This is a genomic window from Romboutsia sp. CE17 (genome assembly GCF_012317385.1).
Taxonomy (GTDB): Bacteria; Bacillota; Clostridia; order Peptostreptococcales; family Peptostreptococcaceae; genus Romboutsia_E.
This window is the reverse complement of the sequence record NZ_CP051144.1, coordinates 2,554,597-2,574,232: the sequence shown is the minus strand read 5'-3', so window position 1 is coordinate 2,574,232 and position 19,636 is coordinate 2,554,597. Positions and strand designations below refer to the sequence as shown.

The window sequence follows — 19,636 nt, the reverse complement described above, 5'->3', positions numbered from 1 at the left end:
ATAACAATTGAAATTAACGTCACTCGTATATACCCAAAAATAAGGTTTGGGAGTTTCTACCGAGATACCGTAAATATCTTGACTATGAGTGGAATTATTATTAGCAAAACATCAAATTAAGTGAACTTACAGGCTGATAAGTAAATCCCTGGAGGTTAGCTATAAGCAGATGTTTTGAAGACCTGTATAGTAATTTCACTTCTTAAAAATACTGAAGTTACTATACAGGTTTTTTATTTAACCATTTTAAATACGAACAAAATGAAAAAATGATAATAGAAAATTCGATAGGTAAATAATGAAAGGAGAAACACTATGGCAACTATAATAAAAGAAGGTTTAACGTTTGATGATGTTTTATTAGTTCCACAAAAATCAGAAGTATTACCTCAAAATGTTAGGACTGAAACATATCTAACTAATAAGATAAAACTTAATATACCTTTAATGAGTGCAGGAATGGATACTGTTACTGAATCTAAGATGGCTATATCAATGGCTAGACAAGGTGGTATAGGAATAATCCATAAGAATATGACTATAGAAGAGCAAGCTCTAGAGGTTGATAAAGTCAAAAGAAGTGAAAGTGGTGTTATAGTAGATCCTTTCTATTTATCCAAAAATCATACGATAAAAGATGCAGATGATATAATGGGTAGATACAAAATTTCTGGAGTACCAATAGTAGATGAAGATAATAAGCTAATTGGGATAATAACTAACAGAGATATAAAATTCGAAGATGATATGACTAAAAGTATCGAAGATGCAATGACTAAAGAAAATTTAGTTACTGCAAGAGAAGGAATTGATTTAGTAGAAGCTCAAGCAATATTAAAGAAACATAAAATTGAAAAATTACCTATAGTAGATGATGAAGGTCATTTAAAAGGTTTAATAACTATAAAGGATATAGAAAAGAAAATACAATATCCAAATTCAGCAAAAGATGCACATGGTAGACTTTTATGTGGAGCAGCAGTAGGTATAGGATCAGACCTTATAGAAAGAGTTACTGCTTTAGTTAAAGCTAATGTAGATGTTGTTGTTTTAGATAGTGCACATGGTCATTCTAAAGGAGTTATGAATGCTGTTACAAGAATAAAAGAAGTATATCCAGAACTTCAAGTTATAGCAGGAAATGTTGCTACTGCTGAGGCTACAGAAGATTTAATAAAGGCTGGAGCAGATTGTGTTAAAGTAGGGATAGGTCCAGGATCTATATGTACAACTAGAGTTGTTGCAGGTATTGGAGTTCCTCAATTAACTGCAGTTATGGATTGTGCTGAAGTTGCATCAAAATATAATATACCGATAATAGCAGATGGTGGAATAAAATATTCAGGTGATATAGTAAAAGCATTAGCTGGTGGAGCATCAGTTTGTATGATGGGATCAATGTTTGCTGGAACTGAAGAAAGTCCAGGAGAAACTGTACTTTACCAAGGAAGATCTTATAAGACATATAGAGGTATGGGATCTATAGCAGCTATGGAAAAAGGATCGAAAGATAGATATTTCCAAAGTGATGCTAAGAAATTAGTTCCTGAGGGAGTTGAAGGCATGGTTCCATATAAAGGTAAGGTAGAAGATATAATATTCCAAATGATCGGTGGAATAAGATCAGGTCTTGGATATTGTGGATCTGCTACAATAGTAGATTTACAAGAAAAAGCTCAATTTGTAAAAATAACAGCGGCATCTTTAAAAGAAAGTCATCCACATGACATAACAATAAGCAAAGAAGCACCAAATTATAGTTCACAAGGAGGTATGTAATCAAATGAAAAAGCATGAATTAGTACTTGTAGTTGATTTTGGGGGACAATATAACCAATTAATAGCAAGAAGAGTAAGAGAAAATAATGTATATTGTGAAATAATACCATACAATACAGATATAGAAATAATAAAAGCGAAAAATCCAAAAGGAATAATATTTACAGGAGGGCCTAATAGTGCATATTTAGAAAACTCTCCTACAATATCAAAAGAGATATTCGAAATAGGTGTGCCAATACTAGGTATATGCTACGGAGTACAAATAATGGCACATGTATTAGGCGGAAATGTAAGAAAAGGTAATGCTAGTGAAAAAGAGTATGGAAGAACTGAAATAAAGTATGAAGAATCAGCTATATTTGAAGGAATGTCTACAAATATAGTATGGATGAGCCATACAGATTTAATAGATAAAGCTCCAGAAGGATTTAAAATAGTAGCTCATACTAAAGATTGTCCAGTTGCAGCTATGGAAAATACAGAAAAGAAATTATATGGAGTACAATTCCATCCAGAAGTTGAACATTGTCTAGAAGGAGATAAAGTTCTTAAAAACTTCTTATATAATGTTTGTGGTGTGAGCGGAGATTGGACTACAGATACATTTATAGAAGACAAAGTAAAAGAAATAAAAGAAATAATCGGAGATAAGAAAGTATTATGTGCTTTAAGTGGTGGAGTAGATTCATCAGTTGCAGCAGTACTTGTGCATAAAGCAATAGGGGATAACTTAACTTGTGTATTCGTTGATCATGGTCTACTTAGAAAAAATGAAGGTGATGATGTAGAAAGAATATTCAGAGATAAGTTTGATATGAATTTAATAAGAGTCAATTGTGAAGATAGATTCTTAGGTAAATTAAAGGGAGTAACTGAACCTGAAGCTAAGAGAAAAATAATAGGTGAAGAATTTATAAGAGTATTTGAAGAGGAATCAGCTAAATTAGGTAAAATGGATTTCTTAGTTCAAGGAACTATATATCCAGATGTAGTAGAAAGTGGACATGGTGAAGCTGCTACTATAAAATCTCATCACAATGTTGGTGGAATACCTGAAGATATAGAATTTAAGATAGTTGAGCCGTTAAGAGAATTATTTAAAGATGAAGTTAGAAAAATAGGTTTAGAATTAGGAATAGAAGAAGGATTAATATTTAGACATCCATTCCCAGGACCAGGATTAGGTATCAGGGTTATAGGCGAAGTTACAAAGGAAAGATGCGATATCTTAAGAGAAGCTGATGCTATATATATGGAAGAACTTAAAAAAGCTGGTTTATATAAAGAAATATGGCAAGCATTTGCTACACTACCAGATGTAAAAACTGTTGGAGTTATGGGAGACGAAAGAACTTATGCTTACTTAGTAGGATTAAGAGCTGTTACATCTTCTGACGGAATGACTTCTGACTGGTATAAGATGCCATATGATGTATTAGAAAAAATATCTAATAGAATAGTAAATGAAGTTGATGGGGCTAATAGAGTAGTTTATGATATAACATCTAAACCACCAGGAACAATAGAATGGGAATAATATAAATTAAGGGGAATTTATTAAAATAATTTATTTTTATAAATTCCCTATTTTTATCCATAAAAATATTAATTCATGTTAATTATTAAAATAATTAAATATAAACATAATATAAACAACAGAGGAAAGACATTTAGGAGGAACAAAATGAAATTTAAAAAAATATTTGCATTAGGTACAGCGGTAATATTATCTGCATCTATGTTAGTTGGGTGTGGAAATAAGTCTTCAGATGGTGCAACTAATGATGTTATAAAAGTAGGTATGGTAGCAGATACAGGTGGTATAAATGATGAATCTTTTAATCAAAGTGCATGGGAAGGTCTTCAACAAGCAAAAGAAGATTTTAATATTGAAATAAAGGTAATAGAATCTAAGCAAGCATCAGAATATATATCAAATATAGAAAGTCTTGTAGATGAAGGTATGGATTTAGTAATAGGTGTAGGAAATACTATGAAAGAGGATATAGAGACTGAGGCTAAGAACTATCCAGATCAGAAATTTGCAATAATAGATGAAACTTATGATACAATACCTGAAAATGTAACACCTATATTATTTAAAGAAAATGAAGCAACATTTTTAACAGGTCTTATAGCAGGTAAAATGACTAAAACAAATCAAGTTGGATTTATAGGCGGTATGGAAAATAGTGTTATATCTAGATTTGAATATGGGTTTAGATATGGAGTAAAAGAAGCTAATAAAGATGCTAAGGTTAATGTACAATATGCAGGAACATTTTCAGATGCAGCTAAAGGTAAGTCTATAGCAAATCAAATGTATGGAAATGGAAATGATATAATTTTATCAGCAGCAGGTGGTACAGGAATGGGTGCCATAGAGTCTGCAAAAGAAAATAACAAATATGCAATAGGAGTAGATAAGGATCAGAGTAATTTAGCTCCAGATAATGTACTTACATCTGCATTGAAAAAAGTTAATGTAGGAGTATATGATACAGTTAAAGATTTAGTTAATGGAAGCTTAAAAGGTGGAGAGGCAAAAGTATATGGACTTAAAGAAGATGGTGTTGGTATACCTGATTCAACTAAAAAGCTAGTACCACAAGAAGTGCTAGATTATGTAGATACAATGAAAGATAAAGTTGTAAATGGAGAAATAAAAGTTCCTGCAACTAAAGATGAATTTAATAAATAAATATATATAGACTATGACCAGGTTGAAATAAATTTATGAATTTAACCTAGTTTTATTTTGTTTATACCAAAAACACGAACTTTACTATTTAAAAATAAAAAAATATATAAAAAACATTGCGAAAAAGTGTACTATATTATATAATTACTAATGTAACGTTAGGAAATATTCGAATTATAACACATAAAATAATAAAAAAAGGTGGAGGATGAATATGCAAGCTACTCAATCTAGTAACAAAGGTTTATTAGAAAGACTGTTTAAACTTTCAGAACATAACACAAATGTTAAAACAGAAATTATAGCAGGTATAACAACATTTATGACTATGGCATATATACTTGTTGTTAATGTTAATATTCTTGGAGAAACAGGTATGGATAAAAATGCTGTTTTTGCTGCAACTGCAATATCAGCTTTTATAGGATGTTTAGCTATGGGGCTTTTAGCAAACTACCCAATTGCTCTAGCACCAGGTATGGGACTTAATGCATTTTTTGCATATACAGTAGTATTAGGAATGGGTCATACATGGCAATTTGCATTATGTGCTGTTTTAATAGAGGGAATTATATTTATAATACTTACAGCAACGAATGTTAGAGAAAAAATTATAGATTGTATACCACCAGTTTTAAAACATGCAGTTACAGCTGGTATAGGTCTTTTCATAGCATTTATAGGATTAGCAAATGCAGGATTAGTAGTAAATGGATCAACAATATTAGCATTAGGTAACATGAGAGATCCACTTATTATATTAACAATAGTAGGTATAATAATATCAAGTATATTAATTGCTAAAAATATAAAAGGTGCATTTCTTATAGCGATGTTAATAATATCAGCTATAGGAATGATTTTAGGATTAGTGCCATTACCAGAAGGGATAATAGCATCAAGTGTACCATCAGTTAAGCCTTTATTTTTACAAGCTTTAACGGTACCAACTAATGAGATATTCAGTTTACAAATGTTAGTAATAGTAATAACATTCTTATTTGTAGACTTATTTGATACAGTAGGATGTTTAGTAGGTGTTGCATCAAAAGGAAATTTATTAGATGAAAATGGAAAACTTCCAAGAGCTAAACAAGCATTATTTGCAGATGCAATAGCAACAACAGCCGGAGCGGCATTAGGTACATCAACAGTAACATCATATGTTGAAAGTGCAGCTGGAATAGGAGAAGGTGGCAGAACTGGATTAACAGCAGTTACAACAGGTGTATTATTCATATTATCTTTATTCTTTGCACCACTATTTATAGCAGTACCAACACAAGCTACATCACCAGTACTTATAATAGTTGGTGTTATGATGGCAAGTTCATTAAAAGAAATAGACTTTAATGATTTTACGAATGCAATACCAGCATTTTTAACATTAGCTATGATGCCATTTGCATATAGTATAGCAGATGGAATAATATTCGGAATAATATCATATACAATATTAAAATTAGCTACAGGAAAATCAAAAGAAATAAATATATACTTAGTTATATTATCTATATTATTTGTCCTTAAATTTGTATTTATTACTCACTAATTAAATATGATTATCAAATTAAATTTTAAGAATATAATAAAAATAAAAACTCCAATCTAGATATTCTAGATTGGAGTTTTTTAATATATTTATTTAAAGAGTAGTATTTGAAATTTTATATAACATATGAAGTTTGATTAAAACTAAAATAATCCTGAAATTACTCCGTTTTCATCTATATCTATTCTCTCAGCGGCAGGAACTTTTGGAAGTCCAGGCATTTTCATAATGTTACCAGTAAGAGCAACAATAAATCCTGCACCAGCTGAAACATTTAATTGTCTAACAGTAATTCTAAATCCAGTAGGTCTTCCTAGTTTAGAGGCATCATCAGTTAAAGAGTACTGTGTTTTAGCCATACATATAGGTAGGTTTCCGAAGCCTAAGGATTCTAATTTATCTAATTCTTTTCTTGCTTGAGGAGTGAAATCGACTCCTTCTGCACCATATATTTTAGTAGCTATAGAATTTATTTTTTCTTCTATACTTAATTCGTTTTCATAACAGAATTGGAAGTTATTTTCTTCCTCATCTATAAGTCTTAATACTTCATTAGCTAATTCTATACCACCTTCTCCGCCTTTAGACCAAACTTGAGATACAGCAACATTTACTCCTAATTCTTTACATTTTTCTTTTATTAGATTAATTTCAGCTTTTGTATCAGTTGGGAATTCATTTATTGCAACAACAGCAGGTAGTTTAAATACTTTACTTATATTTTCAACATGCTTTAATAAGTTTGGAAGTCCAGCTTCTAATGCAGCTAAATTTTCATTATTTAAATCATTTTTAGAAACACCACCATTGTATTTTAAAGCTCTTACAGTAGCAACAATTATAACTGCAGAAGGCTCTATACCTGCCATTCTACATTTTATATCTAAGAATTTTTCAGCTCCAAGGTCTGCACCAAAACCACCTTCAGTAACTACATAATCAGCAAATTGCATAGCAATTTTAGTGGCTATAACAGAGTTACAACCATGTGCTATATTCGCAAATGGTCCACCATGTATAAATGCAGGAGTACCCTCTAATGTTTGAACTAGGTTAGGCTTTAAAGCATCCTTTAGTAAAGCGGCCATAGCTCCGTTAGCTTTTAAATCAGATGCTGTTACAGGATGTCCTTCGTAGTTGTATCCAACTATTATTTTACCTAATTTTTCTTTTAAGTCAGAAATATCATTTGCAAGACAGAATATAGCCATCACTTCAGATGCAACTGTTATATCAAAGCCATCTTGTCTAGTAACTCCATCAACTCTTGATCCTATTCCATCTATTATATTTCTTAATTGTCTATCATTCATATCAACGCATCTTCTCCAAGTTATGCTTCTGATATCTATATTTAATTCATTTCCTTGGTGTATATGATTATCTAGCATAGCAGCTAATAAATTGTTTGCTGCTCCAATAGCATGTAAGTCACCTGTAAAATGAAGGTTTATATCTTCCATAGGTATAACTTGGGCATACCCCCCTCCAGCAGCACCACCTTTTATACCGAATACAGGTCCTAAAGAAGGTTCTCTCAATGCAACTAATGCATTTTTACCTAATTTAGAAAGAGCATCAGCAACACCGATTGTTGTAGTTGTTTTTCCTTCACCAGCTGGTGTTGGGTTTATTGCAGTTGTTAATATAACCTTTGCTTTTTTATTTGTATTATTATTTTTTAATAAATTATAATCAACTTTAGCTTTATATTTTCCATACATGTCTATATCGTCTTCGTGTATATTTAATTTTTTTGCGATTTCTTTTATGTGTTTAGGATTAGCTTCTTGAGCAATTTCTATATCTGATTTTAATGTCATAAAATAAATTCCTCCATTATGTATTTATTAGATTTAATATTGATAATTATACCATTTATTTTAAATACCAAACTATTTAAATGAATTATAACATAAAATTCGTATTTTTTTATACATTTAAAAAAGAATGTAAAAAAAATAATAATATCTAAAAGCTATAATGTTGGAAAATACAGATTTATATGTTGTTTATTATTTTGAAACTATATTGGCAAATAAAAAATTTATTGCAAAAACATGTACATTATAATAAAATCTAATTATAAAGTTCGTAAAATTCACAAATGGTATGTAGTTAATAATTTAAATATATATGAAAAGAGGTAAATTGATGAAAGTAGCAGTAGTTATGGGGTCAAAATCAGATTATCCTAAAGTTCAAGAAGGTATAGAGTTATTAGAAAAATTTGGTGTATATGTGAAAGTTAGAGCATTATCAGCACATAGAACTCCTAATCAATTAATAGAGTTCTTAAATGAAATAGATGATGAAGTAGATGTAATAATAGGGGCTGCAGGAAAAGCTGCACATCTACCTGGAGTAATAGCTTCACATACATTAATTCCTGTTATAGGATTACCAGTTAAGTCATCTACAATGGATGGATTAGATTCACTTTTATCAATAGTACAGATGCCTAAAGGTATTCCTGTGGCGACAGTTGCTATAGATGGGGGATTAAACGCTGCTCTATTAGCACTTCAAATAATTAGTTTGAAATATCCAAAAATCAAAGAAGATTTAGTTTTATATAGAGAAGAAATGGCAAACAAAGTATTAGAAGATGACAAAAATTTAAGGGGGTAATAAAGATGTTATTATATGAAGGTAAAGCAAAACAAGTTTATTCAACAGAAAATGAAAATGAATTTATAGTTTATTTTAAAGATGATGCAACGGCATTTAATGGAGAAAAGAAAGCTACAATATCTTTGAAAGGAATCTTAAATAATAAAATTTCAAGTATAATGTTTGAAATGTTACACGATAATCAAATCAATACACACTTCATAAAAAAAATATCAGATAGAGAAATGTTAGTAAAGAAAGTTGAAATATTACCATTAGAAGTAATAGTAAGAAATATAACAGCGGGTTCATTCTGTAAGAAATATGGAATAGAAGAAGGTTTAGTTTTAGATGAGCCTATATTTGAACTTTGCTACAAAAATGATGAATACGGAGATCCTATGTTAAATGAGGATCATGCTGTAGCAATGAAATTAGCAAGTAGAGAAGAAATAGCATTCTTAAAAGAACAAACTTTAAAAATAAATGAATTAATGAAAGAATTCTTCTTAAAAACGAACTTAAAGTTAGTAGATTTTAAATTAGAATTTGGTAAAGATTCTCAAGGAAATATAATACTAGCAGATGAAATATCTCCTGATACTTGCAGACTTTGGGATGTAAATACAAATGAAAAATTAGATAAAGATAGATTTAGAAGAGATTTAGGTGACCTTGTTCAAGGTTATGAAGAAGTTCTTTCGAGAATGAACTGTAAATAGGGGGCATTTCTTATGTGTGGTGTTGTAGGTATTTATTCGAAAAATAAAGATATAGCTAAAGAATTATACTATTCTTTATATTCTATACAACATAGAGGTCAAGAAAGCTGTGGAATGGCTGTATTTGATGGAAAAGATATAAAGTATAAAAAAGACATGGGATTAGTTGGAGATGTATTTAAAGAAGCAGAATTATCTCAATTAGGTGGAAATATGGGGATAGGTCATGTTAGATACTCTACAGCTGGTGGAAGTACATTGGCAAATTGTCAGCCGCTAGTTGGTAGTTGTAGAAAAAGAACATTAGCATTAGCTCATAACGGAAACTTAGTAAATGCAAATTACTTAAGAGATATGTTAGAAGAAGATGGGTATATGTTTCAAGCGAACTCAGACACAGAAGTAATACTTTATATACTTGCTAGATACTATAAGGGAGATATAGTAGAAAGTTTAAAACTAACTATGGATTATATCAAAGGGGCATATTCTCTTGTGATAATGGGAGAAGATTCATTAGTAGGTGTAAGAGACCCTCATGGATTTAGACCTCTTATATTAGGTAAAAAAGGTGATGAATATATATTTGCATCAGAAAGCTGTGCTATAGATATACTTGGTGGAGAAGTTATAAGAGATGTAGAGCCAGGCGAAATAGTAGTAGTTAAAGATGGTGAACTTAAGACATATTATTATTCAGAAAATTATAAGTGTGTAAAAAGAAGCTGTATATTTGAACATATCTACTTTGCAAGAAATGATGCAACAATAGACAATGTGAATGTATATGAGTTTAGAGTTAAATGTGGGGAATTATTAGCTAAAGATGAAATAATAAATGCTGATATAGTAGTTCCAGTACCAGATTCAGGATGGGCAGGAGCTATAGGATATTCTAATGCAAGTGGGCTTAAGGCAAGTGAAGGACTTGTAAAAAATAGATATGTAGGAAGAACATTTATAAAACCAACACAAGAAGAAAGAGAAATAGCAGTAAAAATAAAACTAAATCCTTTATCAAGTGTTGTAAAAGGAAAGTCAGTTGTACTAGTGGATGATTCCGTAGTTAGAGGAACAACTTCTAAGCAAATAGTAAAGTCTCTTAGAGATGCAGGAGCAAGAGAAATTCACCTTAGAATAACATCTCCTCCAGTATCTTACTCTTGTTACTATGGAATTGATACACCAAATAGATCAAACTTAATAGCGTCTAGTCATAGTACAGAAGAAATGAGAGAGTACATAGGATGTGACTCATTAAAGTTTTTAAGTATAGATGCGATGATAGAAGCTACAGATAGTAAGTCTACTTTCTGTAAAGCATGTTTTGATGGAGACTACCCAGTTAAGAAAATCGATAAGGAGGAACTTTTATCATGTTAACTTACAAGCAATCAGGCGTTGATATAGATGAAGGAAATAGAGCAGTAGATCTTATTAAAGGTAAAATAAAAACAACTTATGACAACAATGTAATAGGTGACTTAGGAAATTTCAGTGGATTATATAGCTTAAAAGATTTTACTAATATGACTGAACCAGTGTTACTTTCGTCAACAGATGGAGTTGGGACGAAATTAAAGCTAGCTCAAATGATGGATAAACATGACACTGTAGGTATAGATTTAGTTGCGATGTGTGTAAATGATTTAATATGCCAAGGTGCAAGACCTTTATTCTTTTTAGACTATATAGCGACTGGAAAGTTAGTACCGGAACAAGTGGAACAAATAGTTAGTGGTATAGTAGACGGATGTAAAATGGCAGGTTGTGCACTTGTTGGTGGAGAAACTGCTGAAATGCCTGGTATGTATAGTGAAGATGAATATGATTTAGCAGGATTTTCTGTTGGCATAGCTGATAGAGAGAAGATAGTGTCTGGTAAAGATGTAAAGTCTGGTGATACATTAATAGGTATATCATCAAGTGGAATACATAGTAATGGATTTTCATTTATAAGAAAAATATTTTTAGAAACTTATGGATATAAGTTGGATCAATATATAGAAGAATTAGGGATGACTTTAGGAGAAGCATTATTAACACCTACTAAAATATATGTAAAACTAGTTCTAGATTTATTAAGTAAATACGATATAAAAGCAATAGCGCATATAACTGGCGGTGGAGTTATAGAAAATATAACTAGAGTTATACCAAAAGGATTAGGTATAGATATAGAAAAGAATTCTTGGGAAAAGCCAGCTATATTTAAAATGATAGAAAACTTTAATTCTATAGATGAAAGAGAATTACATAAGAGTTTTAACATGGGTGTAGGACTGGTATTAATAGTTGATAATGAAAAAGCAAAAGAAATAACTAAATACATAAATTCTACTGAAGAAAATGCCTACATTATAGGTAAAGTGGTAGATACTCATGAAGGAGTCACATTATGCTAAATATAGGTGTTTTAGTTTCGGGCGGAGGAACTAATTTACAAGCTATAATAGATGAAACTTTAGCTGGAAATATAAATGGAAAAGTTAAAGTAGTTATATCAAATAAAGAGAATGCCTATGGCTTAGAAAGAGCAAGACAAAATAATATAGACGCGATTTTTGAAACGGATGAAGATAAAATAATTGAAACTTTAAAAGATCGCAATATAGACTTAGTAGTTTTAGCTGGATATTTAAAGATAATAAGTCCTAAATTTGTAAATGAATTTAGAAATAAAATGATAAATATACATCCATCATTAATACCTTCATTTTGTGGTAAAGGATACTATGGACAAAAAGTTCACCAAGGTGTACTTGATTATGGAGTTAAAGTAACTGGAGCAACAGTACATTTTGTTGATGAAGGAGCAGATACAGGTCCAATAATTATGCAAGAAACTGTAGATGTAAGAGATGATGATGATGTAAGCTCTTTAGCTAAAAGAGTGCTACACGTAGAACATAAGATATTAAAGAAGAGTATTAGTCTTTTCTGTGAAAATAAATTAAGTATTCATGGTAGGAGAGTGTTTATAAATGAGTAAAAGAGCATTGATAAGTGTAACAGACAAAACTAGAGTAGTTGAATTTGCAAAGGAACTAAACAATCTTGGATATGAAGTTATATCTACAGGAAATACATTTAAAATGTTAGAAGAAAACGGAGTTAAAGCTATTCAAATAGATGAAGTTACTAAATTCCCAGAAATGTTAGATGGAAGAGTTAAGACTTTAAATCCATATATACATGGTGGAATACTTTATAAAAGAGACGATGAAAATCATATAGAAACTGTAAAAGAATATAAAATAGGGTCTATAGATTTAGTAGTAGTAAATTTATATGATTTTGAAGGTACTTTAAAGGCAGGAAAATCTCATGAAGAAATGATAGAAAATATAGATATCGGTGGACCATCTATGATACGTTCTGCTGCTAAAAATTATAAAGATGTAACGGTTATAGTAGATATAAATGATTATGATATGGTGATTGAAAAGTTAAAAAATGATAATTTAACTTTAGAAGATAGAAAAAGACTATCGTATAAAGCATTCTCAACTACAGCTAGATACGATGCACTTATATCAAGCTATTTTGCAGGAGAAGTTGGAGATACTTATCCTGAAATATTAAATTTAACATTCCAAAAAGAACAAACATTAAGATATGGAGAAAATCCACATCAAAATGGAGTGCTATACTCTCAGCCAAACGCTAAAAATCCAATATTAAACTATGAACAATTAAATGGTAAAGAACTTTCTTTCAATAATATAAATGACTTACATGGTTGTTTAGAAGTAATGAGAGAATTTAAAGATAATGATAAAGTAGTTTCAGTAGCTATAAAACATACTAATCCATGTGGAGTTGGTTTAGGAAGGAATTCTTTAGAAGCATATACAAAGTGCTATGAAGCTGATACAGTTTCAATATTTGGTGGAATAGTTGGAATAACTTCTACAGTAGATGAAGCTACAGCTCAAAAATTAAGTGAAATATTCTTAGAAATAGTAGCAGCTTATGATTTTACACCAGAAGCTTTAGAAATACTTAAGAAAAAGAAAAACTTAAGAGTTTTAAAATTATCTAAGATAGAAACTAGTTTACAGCCATATGAAATGAAATACTTAGATGGAAAATTATTAATACAAGATAAAAATAATTCCTTAGTCGATAAATATGAAACTGTAACAGTAGTTGAACCAACTGAAGAACAGTTAGAAGATATGGAATTTGGTATGAAGGTTGTTAAAAATATGAAATCAAATGCTATAGCTATAGTTAAATGTGGTCAAACATTAGCTTTAGGATGTGGTCAAACTTCAAGAATATGGGCTTTAAAAAATGCTTTAGAAAACAACAGTGATAAAGACTTTAATGGAGCTGTACTTGCTTCAGATGCATTCTTCCCATTTGATGATTGTGTAACACTAGCAAATGAATATGGAATAAAAGCAGTTGTTCAACCAGGTGGCTCAATGAGAGACCAAGATTCTATAGATGCTTGTAATAAATATGAAATGACAATGGTGTTTACAGGAGTAAGACACTTCAAACACTAGGGGGTAAATTTTATGAAGGTATTAGTTATTGGTGGCGGCGGTAGAGAACATGCCATATGCTGGAAATTAAGTAAAGAAGAAAATATAGAAGCGATATTTTGTTCACCAGGAAACGCTGGAATTGAAAGTGTAGCAAAATGTATAAATATTGATGATAGTCATATAGATGAACTTGTAAGTTTTGCAAAAGAAAATAAAATAGACTTAACAATAGTGGGACCTGAGGTTCCACTTGTTAAGGGAATAGTTGATGAATTTGAGAAAGAAAATTTAAGAATTTTTGGACCAAATAAAAGATGTGCTAGATTAGAAGGTAGTAAGGCTTTCTCTAAAGATTTTATGATGAGACATAATATACCTACTGCAAAGTATAAAGAATATACAAATTTAGATGAAGCTATTAGTGAAGTAGACAATTTTGGATATCCAGTAGTAATAAAGGCTGATGGTTTAGCTGCAGGAAAAGGTGTGGTAATACCAACAAATAGAGAAGATGCAATATCTACATTAAAAGATATGATGGAAGATAAGAAGTTTGGAGATGCTGGAAGTAAAATAGTTATAGAAGAGTTTCTAAGTGGAATTGAAACATCTATATTAGCGTTCGTTGATAATAATACTATAGTTCCTATGGTAAGTGCGAAAGACCATAAGAAAGTATATAACAATGAAGAAGGACCTAATACAGGAGGTATGGGAACTTTTTCTCCTAGTGAAGTGTATACAGATGAATTAGCCCAAAGCATAAAAATAAATGTATTAGATGCTACATTAGAAGGATTTAAAAAAGATAATTTAAATTACAAAGGAATATTATTTGTAGGATTGATGATTACAGAAGATGGACCGAAAGTATTAGAATATAATACGAGATTTGGGGATCCAGAAACTCAATCAGTTTTATTTAGATTAGATACAGATTTAAATAAAATAATGAATGCAATAATAGACAACAAGCTAAGTGATATAGAAATAAATTATAAAGATGAAGAATCCGTTTGTGTAATGCTTACATCTGGAGGATATCCTGATTCTTATGAAAAAGGAAAGATAATAACTGGACTTGAAAATCTAGATAAAGATATAGTAGTTTTTCATAGTGGAACTAAGATGATAGGTGGAAACTTAGTTACTAATGGAGGAAGAGTAATAGGAATAACAGCAAAAGCAGCTTCAGTAAAGGATGCAGCAGCAAAGGTATATGAGAATATTAAGAAAATAAGCTTTGAAGGTATGCATTATAGAACTGATATAGGAGTTTAAATTTTTCTAAAATTATGGGGGAAAAGGCATGTTAAATACTGAAAATGTCAAAAGAATATTAGTCGAAAAAAGACAAGGCTTTGACCTTGAAGCTAAAGCTTTAAAGAAAGATTTAGTAGAAAATTTACATATAAATACTATAGAAGATATAAGAGTATTAAATAGATACGATATAGAAGGTATATCTAATGAAGCTTATAATAATGCAGCGGAAAGTATATTTTCTGAACCAAATTTAGATTTAATTTATCATGAAGAGATATGTAACTTAGATAAAGAGAATAAGAGAATATTTGCAATAGAATATTTACCAGGACAGTATGATCAAAGAGGTGACTGGGCATCTCAATGTATACAAATAGTTAATAATGGAGTTAGACCTATTATAAATACAGCTAAGGTATACATACTAAGTGGTAATATAACAGATGAACAATTTGATAAAATAAAAAGATATTGTATAAATCCTGTAGATAGTAGAGAAGCAAGTTTAAATAAACCAGAAACATTAAAAATGGAAGCTGAAATACCTACTTCAGTAGAAATATTAGAAGGATTTATAAATTTAAGTCATGAAGGATTACAAGATTTCTTAAAAGAAAGAGGTCTTGCAATGACAATACTTGATTTAGAGCATATCCAAAAGTATTTTAAAGATACGGAAAAAAGAAATCCTACTATAACTGAAATAAAAGTATTAGATACTTATTGGTCGGATCACTGTAGACACACTACTTTTATGACAGAAATAGAAGATGTTCAAATAGAAGAAGGTAAATATACAGATATAGTTAAGGAAGCTTATGAAATGTATCTTGATTCAAGAAAAAAAGTATATGTAGATAGAAAAAAAGACATATGCCTAATGGATATAGCAACAATAGCTATGAAAGAGTTAAGAAAAGATGGAAAACTAGAAGATTTAGATGTAAGTGAAGAGATAAATGCATGTAGTATAAATGTTGATGTTGAAGTAGATGGTGAGATTGAAAAGTATTTAGTAATGTTTAAGAATGAAACTCATAACCATCCAACTGAAATAGAACCATTTGGAGGAGCTGCTACTTGTTTAGGTGGAGCTATAAGAGATCCATTATCTGGAAGAAGTTATGTGTATCAAGCTATGCGTGTAACTGGAAGTGCTGATCCAAGAACAACTTTAGAAGATACATTACCAGGTAAGTTAATGCAAAGAAAAATAACAACTGAAGCAGCTCATGGATATAGCTCATATGGTAACCAAATAGGATTAACTACAGGCCAAGTTGTTGAAGTATATGATGAAGATTTCGTAGCTAAGAGAATGGAAATAGGTGCGGTTATAGCAGCAGCACCTAAAGAAAATGTAGTTAGAGAAAGGCCTGTACCAGGAGATGCAATAATACTTATTGGTGGAAAAACAGGAAGAGATGGATGTGGAGGAGCTACAGGTTCATCTAAAGAGCACAGTGAAGAATCAATACTTACTTGTAGTGCTGAAGTTCAAAAAGGTGATGCTCCTAATGAAAGAAAAATACAAAGATTCTTTAGAAATAAAGAAGTTACACAAATGATAAAAAGATGTAATGACTTTGGAGCAGGTGGAGTTTGTGTTGCTATAGGTGAAATAGCAGATAGCTTAGATGTAAACTTAGACTTAGTTCCTAAAAAGTATGATGGACTTGATGGAACTGAGCTCGCAATATCAGAGTCTCAAGAACGTATGGCAGTAGCTATAAATAAAGAAAATAAAGATAAATTTATAGCCTTAGCTAAAGAAGAAAACTTAGAAGCTACTCATGTTGCTACGGTTACAGATTCAGGTTATTTAAGAATGTATTGGAATGGAAATGCTATAGTAGATGTTAAAAGAGAGTTCTTAGATACAAATGGTGTGAAACAAACTACTAAGGTTCATGTTAGTAAAGTGAATGAAGAAAAAACTTTCTTTAACTCAAATATATGTAAAAATAATAATGAATTCTCATCTACTGATGGAGTTTGTATATCATCAGAAGGGTTATCAGATATAGCTTTAGCCAAAGAAGTTTCATTAAAAGATAGATTTATAGAAACATTATCAGATTTAAATGTTTGCTCGCAAAAAGGATTAGTAGAAAAGTTTGATAATACAATAGGAAGTAATACTGTACTTATGCCATTTGGTGGTAAGTACCAAAGAACCACAGCTCAAGGTATGGTTGCAAAGATACCTATACTTAAAGGAGAAACGAATACTTCTACAATAATGACATATGGATATAATCCTAAGATAGGAAAATGGAGTCCATTCCATGGAGCACTATATGCAGTTGTTGAATCTGTGTGTAAAGTTGTTGCTATTGGGGGTAACTATAAGACAACAAGACTTACATTACAAGAGTATTTTGAAAAACTTGGGGATAATCCAACTAAATGGGGTAAACCATTCTCTGCTTTACTTGGTGCATTCTATGCTCAAAATAAACTTGAAATACCTGCAATAGGTGGTAAGGATAGTATGTCTGGAACATTTAAAGATATAGAAGTTCCTCCGACATTAGTTTCTTTTGCTGTAGATACTGTGGATGCAAAAGTAGTAGTATCTCCGGAATTTAAGAAAGTTAACTCAAAAGTTGTAATGTTATGCACAGAAAGATTAGAAAATGATGTTATTAACTTTGATGAACTAAAGAAAAATCTAGATAAATTAAGAGAACTTATATACAAAAGCCAGGTATTATCAACATATGCATTAGGATTTGCAGGTGTAGGTGAAGCTATAAGTAAGATGGCATTTGGTAATAAAATAGGATTTGAATTTAATGAAGAATCTAGTAACTTATATGAAGAAACAGATAAACTATTTGAAGCAAGTTATGGAAATATAGTTATTGAATTAGCTAATAATGATTTAAGTATATTAAATGGGTATAACTATATAGTTTTAGGTAATACAATTGAAAAAGAATGTATAGTTATAGAAGATGAAGAGATATCATTAGATGAACTATATAAAGCATACTGTGATACTTTAGAACCAATATTCCCAACTAAATCTAGAGAAGTCAAAGATAAAATAGAAACTATCAACTTTATATCTAGTAAAGAAGCTAAAAAATCATCTATAAGTATAGCGTCTCCTAAGGTATTTATACCAGTATTTCCTGGTACGAACTGTGAGTATGATTTATCTAGAGCATTTGAAAAAGCAGGAGCTAATGCAAGTATAAAAGTATTTAAGAATTTAACTTACAAAGATATAGAAGATTCTATAGATACAATAGTTAAAGAAATAAAATCTTCACAAATGATTATGCTTCCAGGAGGATTTAGTGCAGGAGATGAGCCTGATGGTTCTGCTAAATTCATAGCTACAGTATTCAGAAATGAAAGGGTAGAAGAAGCTGTAAATGAATTTTTAACTAAGCAAGACGGATTAATGTTAGGTATTTGTAATGGATTTCAAGCTCTTATAAAACTTGGATTAGTTCCATATGGTGAAATAAGAAAGGCAAGTGTGGATGCACCAACGCTTACTTACAATAATATAGGAAGACATCAAGCTAAGATGGTTCAAACTAGAATAGCTTCTAATAAGTCTCCTTGGTTAGCGAATACTTCTGTAGGTGATATACATAGCATAGCTATATCTCATGGAGAAGGTAAATTTGTTGCTAATGAGGAAACCATGAGAACTTTAATAGAAAATGGACAAATAGCTACTCAATATGTAGATTTTAATGGAAATGCAACTTATGATATAGAATTTAATCCAAATGGCTCTTTCTATGGTGTTGAAGGTATAACTAGTATAGATGGAAGAATATTAGGTAAAATGGGGCACTCTGAGAGAATTGGAAATCAAGTGTGTAAGAATATACTAGGTGAAAAAGATCAAATGATATTTGAATCCGGTGTAAAATACTTTAAATAGAAATAAGGGATGTTAGTAGCATCCCTTATTTTGATTTAAAAAAGAATTATATATAAAATAAAAATTTTATACAATTTATTAGCACTCATTAGTTGACACTGCTAACAAAAAGAGTATAATAATAATTGTAAGGAAGGTGATATATATGAAATTAGTACCTAGAAGAAATATAGAAAATTTATTTAATGATAGTTTTTTTGATGAGTTATTTGAAAATGAGTTTTTTAAACCAGTTAATTATCAAAATATGATGAAAACTGATATTCAAGAACAAGGTGATAATTACATTATAGACATGGACTTACCAGGATTTAAAAAAGAAGATATAAAAATATCTTTAGAAAATAGGTATTTAATAGTTAATGCATCTAAGAATGAATCTAATGAGGAAAATAATGCAGAAAAAAACTATATTCATAGAGAAAGATATACAGGACAATGTTCTCGTAGTTTCTATGTTGGGGATACTGTAAAAGAAGAAGATATAAAAGCTGCTTACAATAATGGAATTTTACAACTAATAGTTCCTAAATTAAATATAACACAAAATGAACCTAAAAAATATATATCTATAGATTAATATAATAGATT

Annotated in this window: 14 protein-coding genes and 1 riboswitch; of the genes, 13 read left to right on the top strand and 1 reads right to left on the bottom strand. The window is 30.3% G+C overall.

Annotated features, from left to right (window positions below; translation table 11 throughout):
* Nucleotides 1–3 precede the first annotated feature (3 nt).
* Nucleotides 4–105: riboswitch (purine riboswitch) on the top strand.
* A 210-nt stretch (nt 106–315) separates the two neighbouring features.
* The 4 genes from guaB (at nt 316) to HF520_RS12220 (ending at nt 6,035) form a co-directional block, all read left to right on the top strand.
* Complete coding sequence (gene guaB / locus HF520_RS12235; protein ID WP_168574291.1) at nt 316–1,779, top strand: IMP dehydrogenase; 1,464 nt, start codon at nt 316–318, stop codon at nt 1,777–1,779.
* 4 nt (nt 1,780–1,783) lie between these two features.
* Nucleotides 1,784–3,319, top strand: coding sequence for a glutamine-hydrolyzing GMP synthase (guaA, locus tag HF520_RS12230; RefSeq protein WP_168574290.1), 1,536 nt, complete (start codon nt 1,784–1,786; stop codon nt 3,317–3,319).
* 147 nt (nt 3,320–3,466) lie between these two features.
* The gene (locus HF520_RS12225; RefSeq protein WP_168574289.1) at nt 3,467–4,483 is read left to right on the top strand and encodes a BMP family lipoprotein; all 1,017 of its coding nucleotides are present in this window, start codon (nt 3,467–3,469) and stop codon (nt 4,481–4,483) included.
* A 214-nt stretch (nt 4,484–4,697) separates the two neighbouring features.
* Nucleotides 4,698–6,035, top strand: a complete 1,338-nt coding sequence (locus tag HF520_RS12220) for an NCS2 family permease (protein ID WP_168574288.1) — start codon at nt 4,698–4,700, stop codon at nt 6,033–6,035.
* Nucleotides 6,036–6,178: 143 nt separating this feature from the next.
* On the opposite strand, the gene HF520_RS12215 is transcribed toward HF520_RS12220, so the two are convergent.
* Nucleotides 6,179–7,858 (bottom strand): formate--tetrahydrofolate ligase, encoded by a 1,680-nt coding sequence (locus HF520_RS12215; protein WP_168574287.1) that lies wholly within the window; start codon nt 7,856–7,858, stop codon nt 6,179–6,181.
* Between the two features lie 331 nt (nt 7,859–8,189).
* Here HF520_RS12215 and purE point away from each other — a divergent pair, with 331 nt between their 5' ends.
* The 9 genes from purE (at nt 8,190) to HF520_RS12170 (ending at nt 19,625) form a co-directional block, all read left to right on the top strand.
* The gene (gene purE / locus HF520_RS12210) at nt 8,190–8,666 is read left to right on the top strand and encodes a 5-(carboxyamino)imidazole ribonucleotide mutase (protein WP_168574286.1); all 477 of its coding nucleotides are present in this window, start codon (nt 8,190–8,192) and stop codon (nt 8,664–8,666) included.
* Nucleotides 8,667–8,671: 5 nt separating this feature from the next.
* Complete coding sequence (gene purC / locus HF520_RS12205; RefSeq protein ID WP_168574285.1) at nt 8,672–9,370, top strand: phosphoribosylaminoimidazolesuccinocarboxamide synthase; 699 nt, start codon at nt 8,672–8,674, stop codon at nt 9,368–9,370.
* Nucleotides 9,371–9,382: 12 nt separating this feature from the next.
* Nucleotides 9,383–10,753 (top strand): amidophosphoribosyltransferase, encoded by a 1,371-nt coding sequence (gene purF, locus HF520_RS12200; protein ID WP_168574284.1) that lies wholly within the window; start codon nt 9,383–9,385, stop codon nt 10,751–10,753.
* Entirely contained in the window at nt 10,747–11,775 is a 1,029-nt protein-coding gene (gene purM / locus HF520_RS12195) for a phosphoribosylformylglycinamidine cyclo-ligase (protein ID WP_168574283.1), read from the top strand. Before purF ends, purM begins: the two co-directional genes overlap by 7 nt.
* Nucleotides 11,769–12,362, top strand: coding sequence for a phosphoribosylglycinamide formyltransferase (gene purN, locus HF520_RS12190; protein ID WP_168574282.1), 594 nt, complete (start codon nt 11,769–11,771; stop codon nt 12,360–12,362). Before purM ends, purN begins: the two co-directional genes overlap by 7 nt.
* A complete protein-coding gene (gene purH, locus HF520_RS12185; RefSeq protein WP_168574281.1) occupies nt 12,355–13,887 on the top strand; it encodes a bifunctional phosphoribosylaminoimidazolecarboxamide formyltransferase/IMP cyclohydrolase in 1,533 nt (510 codons plus the stop codon). Before purN ends, purH begins: the two co-directional genes overlap by 8 nt.
* A gap of 12 nt (nt 13,888–13,899) precedes the next feature.
* Nucleotides 13,900–15,150 carry a phosphoribosylamine--glycine ligase gene (gene purD / locus HF520_RS12180; protein WP_168574280.1) on the top strand — a complete coding sequence of 417 codons (1,251 nt, stop codon included), beginning with the start codon at nt 13,900–13,902 and terminating at the stop codon, nt 15,148–15,150.
* 28 nt (nt 15,151–15,178) lie between these two features.
* Complete coding sequence (locus HF520_RS12175; protein WP_168574279.1) at nt 15,179–19,045, top strand: phosphoribosylformylglycinamidine synthase; 3,867 nt, start codon at nt 15,179–15,181, stop codon at nt 19,043–19,045.
* Between the two features lie 145 nt (nt 19,046–19,190).
* The gene (locus HF520_RS12170) at nt 19,191–19,625 is read left to right on the top strand and encodes an Hsp20/alpha crystallin family protein (RefSeq protein WP_168574278.1); all 435 of its coding nucleotides are present in this window, start codon (nt 19,191–19,193) and stop codon (nt 19,623–19,625) included.
* Nucleotides 19,626–19,636 lie beyond the last annotated feature (11 nt).